Source organism: Acinetobacter sp. 778_lipA (assembly GCF_058242985.1).
Genome location: NZ_JBZAYT010000001.1, coordinates 520,963 through 533,572, shown reverse-complemented (window position 1 = coordinate 533,572; position 12,610 = coordinate 520,963). Strand labels below are relative to the sequence as shown.

Annotated in this window: 8 protein-coding genes; 5 read left to right on the top strand and 3 right to left on the bottom strand. The window is 38.6% G+C overall.

What is annotated here, in order from left to right; genetic code table 11:
* Positions 1-166: 166 nt before the first annotated feature.
* Genes AC4CUY_RS02550 through AC4CUY_RS02540 form a run of 3 tightly spaced genes read right to left on the bottom strand, consistent with a single transcriptional unit; the run spans position 167 to position 4,460 of the window.
* Entirely contained in the window at positions 167-1,327 is a 1,161-nt protein-coding gene (locus AC4CUY_RS02550; RefSeq protein WP_490773632.1) for an alanine racemase, read from the bottom strand.
* A gap of 52 nt (positions 1,328-1,379) precedes the next feature.
* Positions 1,380-2,693, bottom strand: a complete 1,314-nt coding sequence (locus AC4CUY_RS02545) for a D-arabinono-1,4-lactone oxidase (RefSeq protein WP_419328081.1) — start codon at positions 2,691-2,693, stop codon at positions 1,380-1,382.
* Between the two features lie 12 nt (positions 2,694-2,705).
* On the bottom strand, positions 2,706-4,460 hold the full coding sequence (locus tag AC4CUY_RS02540) for a neutral/alkaline non-lysosomal ceramidase N-terminal domain-containing protein (RefSeq protein ID WP_490773631.1): 1,755 nt from the start codon (positions 4,458-4,460) through the stop codon (positions 2,706-2,708).
* 122 nt (positions 4,461-4,582) lie between these two features.
* On the opposite strand from AC4CUY_RS02540, the gene AC4CUY_RS02535 reads away from it, so the two are divergent.
* The 5 genes from AC4CUY_RS02535 (at position 4,583) to AC4CUY_RS02515 (ending at position 12,390) form a co-directional block, all read left to right on the top strand.
* Positions 4,583-5,638, top strand: a complete 1,056-nt coding sequence (locus AC4CUY_RS02535; protein WP_336953386.1) for an AraC family transcriptional regulator — start codon at positions 4,583-4,585, stop codon at positions 5,636-5,638.
* Positions 5,639-5,872: 234 nt separating this feature from the next.
* Positions 5,873-7,519 (top strand): acyl-CoA synthetase, encoded by a 1,647-nt coding sequence (locus AC4CUY_RS02530; protein WP_419819603.1) that lies wholly within the window; start codon positions 5,873-5,875, stop codon positions 7,517-7,519.
* 238 nt (positions 7,520-7,757) lie between these two features.
* Entirely contained in the window at positions 7,758-8,276 is a 519-nt protein-coding gene (locus AC4CUY_RS02525; RefSeq protein ID WP_490773630.1) for a hypothetical protein, read from the top strand.
* 337 nt (positions 8,277-8,613) lie between these two features.
* Positions 8,614-10,416, top strand: coding sequence for an acyl-CoA dehydrogenase C-terminal domain-containing protein (locus AC4CUY_RS02520; RefSeq protein WP_490774652.1), 1,803 nt, complete (start codon positions 8,614-8,616; stop codon positions 10,414-10,416).
* Between the two features lie 192 nt (positions 10,417-10,608).
* A complete protein-coding gene (locus tag AC4CUY_RS02515) occupies positions 10,609-12,390 on the top strand; it encodes an acyl-CoA dehydrogenase C-terminal domain-containing protein (RefSeq protein ID WP_490773629.1) in 1,782 nt (593 codons plus the stop codon).
* Positions 12,391-12,610 lie beyond the last annotated feature (220 nt).

The following is a 12,610-nucleotide window of genomic DNA, read 5'->3' as shown; positions in this document are numbered from 1 at the left end:
GATTATGATCGAGGAAAATCCTCAAGATAAAATCGGTGGAACAAAATAAAAGTGTGTCAAATTTTACACCTTTACAGCATATTTATAAACCTTTGTCTTAAAATTATTCTTTATTCTGATTTAAATTGTACTTTTGATTATCCATCGACTCTCCCTTTTTAGCAAATTACTCTCTTAAGGTTTCCCACGCTTCAAAATCTCGATTTTTATAACAATATAATTTATGAAATTGAGGAATAATCGCTTCGCTTTGCGTGGGTCTTAAAAATACAAAATCATCAACAGCTATTTCAGTATTTTTAGGCACATTAACCATTTCTTGATTGGTACTTCGCCCATAAAGTGCATGCGGATGAATCCCCCGCGGATAAACATAATGGGCCATCCAATATCCACCATACACAAATAAGGCTTTAGAGCTATGTGGTAATTTATCTAAAACGGCTAATCCAGGTAACTGGGTAAATGGCAGCACTTTTAAAACAGGGGTTGAAATCCATAGTGCAGCTTGTAAAACACTTAAACCATCACTGTCAAAGTCACTTGGTTTGAGTAACATAGAGCCAAAAGAAAGATCATTACAGACACTTTGCTCCACGTGGAGGTAAAATGTAGGGCTACCGCCACCGTTAAAACAAAGATTAGCTCGCCATAAATGTGGAAATTGCTGTTGAATAATATTTTTATAATTTTGATAAATGTCTTGTGACTCTCGATAGGCAACATCAATCTTTTTAATCACTGAAGGCAGCTTCGTCACATGAGAATCATACCCCATCAAGCCAGCAAGTGCTAAATACTCAGGATGTTGCTCAATCAATCTTAATATTTCGATCAGTGCAAAATCAGAACGAACACCACCGCGATGTAAACCCACATCAATTTCAATATTGATTTTAAGCTTTAAACTAAACTGTTTTGCAACATCAAGATATTGTAATAAACGTGCTTTAGAATCAATTAACCATTGTATATCGGCTTGTCTGCAATTGTGATTCATCGCATAAAAATGCTGAACTATACTCACAGGCATCGGTTTCCCAAACAATACATCTGCATCCGAAAAGTTCTCAAGGATGGGGGAAAGCTGTGGCATGTGAAATAGCATAAATCGTTGAGTCGAAAGCTTTAGACTAATGTTTTTTAATAATGCTAAGCATGCCAAAGACTTTACCACGAGGCGTGGTTGCAAATGGCTAGCGTATTTAAGCTTTTTGGCAACGTACTGTAGATTTTGTTCAAGCGCCTGATCATCAACAATTAATCGAGGTAATGCACCATTTGACTGTTTTAAATCACGATTTAATTGCTCAAAAAAGTTGTTCATAGTCTACCTTTATGGTCTATTTTAGTTTTACCCATTCACTTAATTTTATCCATTATTCAGATAAGAATAGCTTTTCTAAATAAGGATTTAAAAACTTTCCGCTTGGATCAAGTCGTTCTCGCAACTGCATAAAGGCATCCCACTTAGGGTATAAGGTCTGAAGTTGTGTTGCTGTCATACTATGCATTTTCCCCCAATGTGGTCGTCCCTGATAATGTTGCAAAATCGACTCAACTTCATCAAATAATTGTCTAGGTGCTTGCTTATGATATTGGTGTACTGAGATGGAAATAGAGTCCCGCTGATAAAACGGACTCAACCAAATATCATCACCTTTGACAAATCGAAACTCCACAGGGAAAAAGGTTTGTATTTTTGAGTTTTTTAGCGCTGCTAGAACAGCTTGCAAACATTCCACACCCAATTCAACTGGAACCTGATATTCCATTTCATTAAATTTCGTTTCACGCGGTGTCGGGAAAATCTTGCCTGACCAATCAACAAATGTGCTTGGCTTAATAAAAACGCCTAAGAGCTTTTGTAGTTTTGGATTCAATGCCGGAAAAGATTTGGTTAACTCGCAACATAAGGTTAATAACGTATCTTCAGAAGGCCATGATTCAGTTCTTGGTTGAATCTCATCTTCAGTAATATCTAAGGTTTTTAAAATCAACTTATCTGCATGAGAAAATGCAAAACACTCAATATGCCGATATTGTGCTTTCCATTGGTCAATATTTTGAATAAAGTCTTGGACCGCGCACAGTCTAACTTGCTCTTTGAGTTTATAACGTGGTTTATTTTGCATGGTGATTTTAGTCAAAATCCCTAAACTCCCTAAAGACACTCGTCCTGCAGCAAAAATATCTGGATTTTCATGGTGATTACAATGAAGTGTTTCTCCTGATGCTGTGAGTAATTCAAATGCTTGTACATAACCGGAAATGCAATATAAGCCTATGCCAGTACCATGGGTTCCTGTTGAAACAGCACCAGCTAAACTTTGCTGGTCAATATCACCCTGTTGCATTAATGACTGTTGCATCGGTTCTAAATATTGCCCTAAATTAAATAATCGTGTTCCCGCCCAAATACTGGCTTGAGCAAATTCAGTATTGACTTGATCCACACCAGAAAGACCATCCAAAGACAGCAATGTTGCATCAGTACACACCAAAGGTGTAAATGAATGACCTGCTCCCACCACCCGAATCTTTGCTTGGGTTTCGACAATGTGTTTTAACTCGTCAAGACTATCAGGCTTTAAAATCAGCTCAGGGTGAGACTGTTGATAGCCCGACCAATTGTTCCATTTTTGCTGATTTGATTTGTGCTTGTTTGGTGCTTGATTAATCAACTGATTCATAATGCTCATCCTTTAGCGTACAGCAGTTTTTAAATTGCCGTGATTTGTTCTTTTTTCTATTTCGTGTAGTGGAATCGTTGATGGGCGTGTGACTTGATCATATTCGCGTTGAGATTTATCTAGATCTAACTGCGCTGCTAATTGCCAAAATTTGTACTGAATTGCAGCATGTGTCCATTGGCCATATAAGGTATGTGCACCTTCATAAGCTTGTTGCTGATATTCTTCATTGGTGGTGATATAGCCCATATAATCATTGCAATAAGACACCAAACCAACCTTTGAAATACCCCGATAGATTGCAAACTGTTTTGTCACAGTCTGAATCACTCGTTGCCCTGCTGTTGTAGTTATTTCTCCGGGGCAACAAATCAAGGCCAATTGACCAATTTGGATTATCTGTAGCGGAATAACACTCGGAACCAGTGGGCTATCTTGAATGGCACCAGCTTTGACTTGGCGATTCATTTCTGCAATTAAAGGATCAAAAATACTTGGGGGAAAATCTAAATGTTGACCCAACAACTGATTGTCAGGACTTTCTAAAACAATCTCTTTCGGGAATTGTGAGTCATAGAGTGCTTTATATTTGCTGTAATGTGGAGAATTCGAGTTTACTAAACGTTGCTTACGTACTCGCTTAGCCAGTAAAGACATCACTTTAAGAATCGCTTTAGGTGTCCCCTTACCATCTATAGGCGTTCCCCCAAAGAAGCCGACACCATGACAAGCTGCACTGGTTTTAGCCCCTTGGATTCCCTGACTAAATTCACTTGGCACATCAACTTGACTCAGATCTACATAGGATAAAACAGCATCGATACCACCTTGGAGTAAACATGCTTCCATTACTATGTTGGTATTTTTTTCAATCGGTGTAGTCAGTGCTTTAAGCGCAATTTCACTTTGAAAACGCCCATTTTGCTCAGCATATTGATATTCTTTTTCACCCTTAACTTTCTTGCGAATCGCATCTTGTTTAGGACCATGAAAATGTGGCGATACATCACCTGCTGTTGCTTGTGCAAAAATTGCAACAGGTTGTTGAATGCCTTGTGTTAATAAGTATTGCTCACTTAATGCCGAAGCATAGCCTTTATTATCACCATCATGTGCTTTGAGTTGGCTACTCAAACATGTTGCATGCACCCCAAATAATGAAATAAAAGAACATAATTGATCGTCCCGATAAAAACCTATTAATTGCATTTCACGGTTTAAGGCGAGATGAGTTTCTGCTTCGGTTCTTTGAATCACATCTGGGTTACGATTATAAGCCTGCAAGGATCTATTCCATGCCACAGGAATATCGTGAGGAAATTGACAACATTGATAACGAATTTCAGTTTCTTTCTCTGTGCCTATAGCATTGGAAATACTGAGCATGACCGCATTAATCACAGTTTCGAGATGCTCTGCTACAAAACCCGGAGTCGGCATATTATATAACGCTTCATACGCACAACCGCCTGGCCCAGAGTGAGTATGCGTTGCCATCAATACCAAATGCTGTTCATTAAATTGGTCTGTAAATTTTTGCTTTAAGCGCTCAACAACGGCGCTTCTTATCGCATATGTAATACAACCAAAATCCAGACAACAAAAAATAATCGGCTGTTCTAAAGCTAAACTACGGATACTAAATGATCGAGCAAACAAAGCTGTACGCTTTTCATAAGCACGATGCGACCACATACCATAACCAAACATGGCATAACCTTGCGGCTGAATGTTTATTTCTTGCTTATCCCACCCCACCAAAAACATATGCGATCATCCTTTATCTTTTTTATATCAGCGAACACGAGAAGTAGATTGAATCTTAATCAAAAATATGCGATACCAACTAGGGTAAAAGCAACAATAATATGGGGGGCGAAGCGGACTTTATGAGCTTGCAGCAAAAGGAAATTGCCAATTCTCAATTTTATATTCCACCAATGATATTGACGAGTTTGATTCATTATGCCGAACAACGACACTGGCAATATGACATTTGGTTTACAGCACAAAATTTAGATTTGGAAAAAATTCGCCAAGGGCATGGTTTTGTTGGTTTTTCAGAACTGTGTGAGGTTATTCATCTCGCAGTTAAAGATACTCAGCAACAAAATTTAGGTTTATTGCTGGGCAGTAGTGAAGGTCAGATTTCAATTGGTATTTTGGGCTTTGCCATGCAAGCCTGCAAAACAGTAGCTGAAGCATTGGAGACCGCACTGCACTATCATCCCATTTCAGGTAGTGTCTTAGATTTAACCGTCAATCTTGTTGATGATTATTGTGAAATTGAACTTTCTGAGCGAAGTAACTGTGGTGAGCTAAAAGCATTTTTCTGTGATGAAGTATTTGCCAGTATTATTACCTGTGTCAATATGATGCTAGACGATAGCTATGAGTTGGTGAGTCTGGAACTTAGCTACGATCATTCAGCATACCTCAATGATTATAAAAGAATTTTCAATTGCCCAATTTATTTTAAATCGACTAAAAATATTATCAGATTTAACAAAACACTCTTGTCGAGAAGACTCAAAAACTATAGCCCTGTCAATTATCAAAGCGCAATTCTGATTTGTGATCAAGCTTTAAAACAATTTGATCAAATGAATCAGCACAGTTTGGCAAAGGTATTAGCACATTTGATTGAAAGCCATCTACCTGAACGCTTTGATATGCAACTAGCAGCGCAATATTTTCATTTTAGCGAACGTCATTTACGGCGTTTACTACTCAATGAGGGGCTAAATTTTCAGTTATTAAAGCAACTGGTGTTAGAAAAAAAAGCCAAACAGTGGATTGAAGAAAATCAATCGATTAGTGAAATCAGTTTCAATCTTGGTTTTAGTGAGTTAAGGGAATTTCGTCGTGCATTTAAAAAATGGACTGGATCTTCGCCAACGGAATACAAAAAAGCGAAACTGATGGGTTCAGTTATTCGTATTTAAATGATGAGATTTTAAATAAGATTCTGAATAAAATCAGGATTAATATTTACATCAAATGTCCAAAATATTAATTTAATTCAATAAATTAAATATTACAAAATATTTAAACAATGGTAAAGATGTCTAACGATGCATATTTAGCTGAAATACTCGACTAAAGCCTAAATGAATTCTTATAGGCTTATGCATATCTTTTAAACACGGAAATTAGAACAAATATAGATGGAGCTAAACATGGTTAGTGCCTATGATCAATTACCACGTACCCCTGCAAACTTTGTAGCATTATCACCTTTACGTTATCTAGAACGTGCAGCCTACATTTATCCAAATCAAGATGCGATTGTACATGGCGCTCGTCATATCTCTTGGCGTGATACCTATACCCGTTGTCGTCAATTTGCCCATCAATTACAAAATCTTGGGATTCAAAAAAACGATACTGTTTCTGTTCTTTTACCCAATATCCCTGCGATGGTCGAAGCACATTTTGCAGTACCCATGGCTGGCGCTGTTTTAAATACCCTCAATACTCGTTTAGATGCCAAAACCATTGCATTTATGTTAGAACATGCTGAAACCAAAGTCCTTTTGGTTGATCCAGAGTTTGCGGCTTTAGCTAAAGAAGCTGTAGCGCTTATTGATCAACAAATCTATATCATTGATGTTGCAGATGAGGAATACGAAAATAATGAGGCTACAGCGCGTATTGGTCAAATTGAATATGAGGAATGGCTAAAAGGTGGCAATGCAGATTTTGAGTGGCATTTACCTCAGGATGAATGGGATGCGATTAGTCTAAATTATACCTCAGGGACCACAGGCAATCCAAAAGGAGTGGTTTATCACCATCGTGGCGCTTATATCAATGCTGCCAGTAATATCATTGCCTGCGGTATGACGCCACGTTGTAAATATTTATGGACACTTCCGCTATTCCATTGCAATGGGTGGTGTTTTGCTTGGACTGTTGCAGCCAATGGCGGTACCAATATCTGTTTACGTAAAATTGATCCTAAGTTGGTTTATCAACTCATTGATCAATACAAAGTTGACTATTTCTGTGGTGCACCGATTGTCCTTTCAATGTTGATCAACACTCCAAAAGAGCAACAAATTAAATTTAAACATCATGTAGAAGTAATGGTGGCTGGGGCTGCACCGCCTGCGGCAATTATTGAAGGAATGCATCATATCGGCATTCAAGTCAATCATGTCTATGGTCTCACTGAAACTTATGGCCCTTCTGCATTGTGTGCATCTCAAGCAGGTTGGAGTGAACTGTCTATTCAAGAGCAAGCTCAACTACACTCGCGCCAAGGTGTACCTTATCCATTACAAGATGGTATGCGTGTGTTGGATGCTGAAACGATGCAACCTGTGCCTAATGATGGCAAGACCATGGGAGAAATCATGTTCCGTGGCAACATCGTCATGAAAGGTTATTTAAAAAATACTAAAGCCACAGAAGAAGCCTTTAAAGGTGGCTGGTTTCATACCGGTGATTTAGCGGTTTGCCAACCTGATGGTTATGCAAAAATTATGGACCGTTCAAAAGACATCATTATTTCAGGCGGTGAAAATATCTCATCTTTAGAGGTTGAAGAGGTTCTTTATACTCATCCTGCAATTATGACAGCGGCAGTGGTTGCGCAACCCGATCCGCGTTGGCAAGAAGTTCCTTGTGCCTTTATAGAACTTAAACAAGGTGCAGAGACCACACCTCAAGAGGTGATTGAATTCTGTAAACAGCATTTGGCACGCTTTAAAGTCCCTAAAAGTGTAGTGATTTGTGAGATTCCAAAAACATCGACAGGTAAATTGCAAAAATTTATCTTACGTGACTGGGCAAAAGAGCGCTCAGTGGGCGAGTTTAATTAGCCTACCCGTTTGAATCATCCAATTTACCCTCCTCTTCCCAGTAAAAATAAACGACTGTTTTTATTTAGAAGGTCATCCTGGAGAGAGAGGTAAATTGCTGAAAGAATAAAATAAATTGGTAAAAATGGGCTTAAAACTTTAATTTCTCATTTCTCGACTTCATTTTAGAAATTATGCTTTTCTTGTCGCTTATTGATAGCATCATTAAAACTTTTTGATCATTTAAACATAGTAAACGATGAATAAACTTCGTACAGAAATAGAACCCGATTTTGAAACAGCACAACAACTTTATCCAACTGTGTTCGAATTGATTACCAATTACATAGACTATTGCGATGAGTTTGGTGATGAAGATTCGCTTGAATATCAAAAACTCAGTGAAACACTTACAGAAATTACCAGTAAAGACATTTCTCAATATGAACTTTGGGAGTGGTGGGAAGCCGAAGGTATTGAAAATTTAAGCTTTGATATTTGCCTACCTGAGCCTAAAATCATCCACAATATTTCAAAACAAGAACTTACTGAAATTGTCCAGCGGATTAAAAGCTCAGATTTTAATACTCAACACGCAAATGATTTCATCAATGCTTTTTACCTCCGCACCATTTTCTCAGGCGGGTATTTTTATAACTTTTTAAAACTCAATTTTAAAGCATTTAAACATCAATTGTTTCAACGTAATAAAGATCAAGCAGGACGATACTTTGAATATTCGGTAGAAGACATTGTGGATCGGCTTTGGAGTCAATGATTGCCATAAAAATATCACCATCAACAAAACATGCAATTCGTCTATTGGTTTAAATCATTGAGAGGCATATTTTGACTGGCATTTTATTGGACACAAGTTTTTACGATTTTGACTATTTGTATCCTTATTTTTCAATGAAAAGTGTTTACACTCAATATACTTACAGCTTTCAAGCCTTTTTTCTTTGACTTTACAGTCACAGAGAATTAACCATGAAATACTTGTACGTCACTATAAGATGTTGCACGATGTAGCGGAACAAATATGTGTCATAGAAGACACACGTCGTATTTATGAAGATTATAAATCTGGTTTAACCAGTATTGAGGAAACCGATATGCCACAATACAAAGCACCCTTACGTGATATGCACTTCGTTTTGCATGAGTTATTAAATGCTGAAGAACATTACGCGAAACTCCCTGCATTCCAAGAAACCGTAAGCCGTGAATTGATTGATCAATATTTAGAAGCTGGCGCGGATTTCTGTGAAAATGAATTATCTCCACTTAACCAAATCGGTGACAGTGAAGGCTGTAAATGGAATGATGGTGTAGTCACCACACCTACAGGCTTTAAAGCAGCCTATGACAAATATGTAGAATTAGGCTTCCCTTCTCTTTCAGTTCCAGAAGAGCATGGCGGTCAAGGTTTACCTGGTTCTTTAGCAACAGCTATTTCTGAAATGGTGGGTGCGGCAAACTGGGCGTGGGGTATGTACCCAGGTCTTTCACATGGTGCGGTTCGTACGATTGAGCATCATGGTTCTGCTGAGCAAAAAGCAACATATTTACCTAAACTTGTTTCAGGTGAGTGGACTGGTACTATGTGCTTAACAGAATCTCATGCAGGTTCTGACTTAGGAATTATCCGCTCTAAAGCTGAGCCACAAGCAGATGGTAGCTATGCAATCTCTGGCGAGAAAATCTTTATCTCTGCTGGTGAACACGATATGGCGGAGAACATCGTTCACATCGTCTTGGCGCGTTTACCAGGTGCTCCTAAAGGTACTAAAGGTATCTCGTTATTCATCGTACCTAAGTTCAATGTAAATGCAGATGGTTCTATTGCAGACCGTAATGCAGTTCGTTGTGGTTCAATTGAACACAAAATGGGTATCCACGGTAACGCAACGTGTGTGATCAATTTTGATAACGCAAAAGGTTTCTTGATTGGACCTGAAAACCGTGGTTTACATGCAATGTTTACCTTTATGAACACTGCACGTATTGGTACTGCTGTTCAAGGTTTAACAGCATCTGAATCATCTTTCCAAGGCGCACTTGCATATGCGAAAGATCGTTTAGCAATGCGTTCACTTTCTGGTCCTAAAGCACCAGAGAAAGAAGCTGATCCAATCATTGTTCACCCAGCTGTACGTAACATGTTGATGACGCAAAAGGCATTTGCTGAAGGTGGTCGTGCATTGGTTTACTTCTTATCTCAATATGCAGATATCGTAGAGCAAGGTGTCACTGAAGAAGATCGTAAATTTGCTGACAACATCTTGTCATTATTAACACCAATTGCGAAAGCGTTCTTAACTGAAACAGGTTCTGAATCAGCGAAACACGGTGTACAAGTATTTGGTGGTCACGGCTTTATTTCTGAACATGGTATGGAGCAAATTGTACGTGATACACGTATCTCTTGCTTATACGAAGGTACAACTGAAATCCAAGCACTTGATTTGTTAGGCCGTAAAGTATTGGGCACGCAAGGTGCAATGTTGAAAGACTTCACCAAGATCATCCATAAATTTGCTGAAGCAAACAAAGACAATGCTGAACTGAAAGAATTTGTTGAACCACTTGCTACTCTAAACAAAGAGTGGGGTGATTTAACCATGCAAATCGGTATGAAAGCAATGCAAAACCCGGATGAAGTTGGCGCAGCTGCGGTTGACTACCTATACTTCTCTGGTTATGTAACACTTGCATTCTTATGGGCTCGCATGGCGCTTGTTGCACAACAAAAGCTTGCTGAAGGTTCTACTGAAACTGGCTTCTATAATGCAAAAATTAAGACTGCGCGTTTCTACTTCAAGAAAATCTTACCACGTGTTCGCTCACATGTTGACGTGATCGCGGGTGGCTTAGATCCATTGATGTCATTAGACGCAGAAGACTTTGCATTCTAATTAGAATGTCGAGTTAGGCATTTAAAAAACTGTACTCAAGAGTGCAGAAATAGAGAAAGGACGGTCATAGCTTTGGCAGTCCTTTTTCTTTATAAATAGAGCGTTATTTACTTAGACCATCTAACAACATACATGTTTGTTGGTTAAACTGATCTAAGTCTACAGATTCAAACAATAAACAGGTGAACGAACATGCCAATTTATAATGCGCCACTTGCAGATATGAAATTCATTCTGAATGACGTTTTCAATGCAGAGCAATTCTGGCAAGCCAACGAAAAGCTTGCACATGTTGATGCGGCAACGGCTGAAGCAATTTTAGAAGAAATGGCTAAATTTGCACAAAATGTTACGCTTCCTTTAAACCGTACAGGTGATGAAGAAGGCGCTCATTATGAAAATGGCAAAGTCACGACACCTGCTGGTTTTAAAGAAGCATTCCAACAATATGCTGAAGGCGGTTGGATTGGCCTAGGTGCTGAAGAGGAATGGGGCGGCCAGGCAATGCCAAAAATGCTGACTGTACTTGCAGATGAAATGTTATTTGCTACCAATCCATCATTCATGCTCTACCCGCTTCTCTCTGTCGGTGCTGGTATGGCGTTAAACAGCTATGCATCTCAAGAGCAGAAAGAAACCTATTTACCTAAAATCTATTCAGGTGAATGGTCTGGAACGATGTGTTTAACTGAACCTCATGCAGGTACAGATTTAGGGATTATCAAAACTAAAGCTGAACGCAACCAAGATGGCACGTACAACATTACTGGTACTAAAATCTTCATCACTGGTGGTGACCATGATCTTGCTGACAACATCATTCACCTTGTTTTAGCAAAAACACCTGATGCACCTGCGGGTTCACGCGGGATCTCACTCTTTATCGTGCCTAAATTCCTTGTTAATGCTGATGGTTCATTGGGCGAACGTAATACAGCGGGTCCTGGTTCAATTGAACACAAAATGGGAATCAAAGCGTCTGCAACATGTGTCATGAACTTTGATGCAGCCAAAGGCTTCCTTGTTGGTAAAGAAAATGAAGGACTAGCAGCGATGTTCGTGATGATGAATTACGAACGTTTGTCGATGGGTATTCAGGGCCTAGGTGCTTCTGAATATGCATACCAAAATGCAGCACAATATGCGACTGATCGTGTACAAGGTCGTAGTGCAACAGGTGTTAAATCACCAAATAAACCTGCTGACAGCATCCTTGTACATGGTGATGTACGTCGTATGTTGCTCAATGCGCGTGCCAACAATGAAGCTTCTCGTGCATTTGCTGTTTACGTTGGTCAACAACTTGACATTACTAAATTTTCAACCGATCCTGAAGCTGTAGCGAAGGCAAATAATCGTGTTGCGTTATTAACACCAATTGCTAAAGCCTATTTAACGGATACAGCTTTTAATGCCACGATTGACGCGCAAATGGTGTTTGGTGGCCATGGCTATATTCGTGAATGGGGTATGGAACAATGTGTTCGTGACTTACGTATTGCACAAATCTATGAAGGCACCAATGGCGTTCAGTCACAAGATTTAATTGGTCGTAAAACAATTAAATGTAATGGTGAATTCATTGCTGAATATATTGAAGAAATCCGTGATTTTGCTAATGGTCTAGATACAGAATTAAACTTCATTAAAGATGCGACTTTAGATATTGCAACTGAAGTAGATATGATTACGCAGCATATTTTAGAACGGGCTAAAGAAAATGCTGATTTCGCAAATGCTGCGGCAGTAGAGTATTTACATGTCGTTGGGTTATTAAGCTTCTCTTATATGTTTGCTCGTATTGCCAATGCTGCAAAAAATAAGCAAGGTCAATTCTACCAAGACAAACTTGCATTGACTCATTACTTCATCCAACGCCTCTTGCCTGATTTAAATGCACGTGTTGCTAAAATCAAAGCAGGGGCAGAAGTTATTATGAATTTCAGCGAAGATTATTTTACGAATCAGGCTTAATTTCATCATCAACTGAAATAAGACATTAAAACGCCCGATCATTCGGGCGTTTTTTTATTTACAACTAATGCTTTTTTTTAGAACATTTACTGCTCTATAGTCAAACCACCTAATTATTCATACAAGTAATTTCTATCAAGTCATTGATCAGAAATGAAATTTACGTTTTTGTATAAACTTTTAGAAACTGTTGATTATCGATTCAATTTTGTACTTTTGA

Bases quoted from the DNA above. Each gene is read 5' to 3' on its own strand.
- AC4CUY_RS02550 (WP_490773632.1), bottom strand. From the start codon at position 1,327: ATGAACAACTTTTTTGAGCAATTAAATCGTGATTTAAAACAGTCAAAT.
- AC4CUY_RS02545 (WP_419328081.1), bottom strand. From the start codon at position 2,693: ATGAATCAGTTGATTAATCAAGCACCAAACAAGCACAAATCAAATCAG.
- AC4CUY_RS02540 (WP_490773631.1), bottom strand. From the start codon at position 4,460: ATGTTTTTGGTGGGGTGGGATAAGCAAGAAATAAACATTCAGCCGCAA.
- AC4CUY_RS02535 (WP_336953386.1), top strand. From the start codon at position 4,583: ATGAGCTTGCAGCAAAAGGAAATTGCCAATTCTCAATTTTATATTCCA.
- AC4CUY_RS02530 (WP_419819603.1), top strand. From the start codon at position 5,873: ATGGTTAGTGCCTATGATCAATTACCACGTACCCCTGCAAACTTTGTA.
- AC4CUY_RS02525 (WP_490773630.1), top strand. From the start codon at position 7,758: ATGAATAAACTTCGTACAGAAATAGAACCCGATTTTGAAACAGCACAA.
- AC4CUY_RS02520 (WP_490774652.1), top strand. From the start codon at position 8,614: ATGCCACAATACAAAGCACCCTTACGTGATATGCACTTCGTTTTGCAT.
- AC4CUY_RS02515 (WP_490773629.1), top strand. From the start codon at position 10,609: ATGCCAATTTATAATGCGCCACTTGCAGATATGAAATTCATTCTGAAT.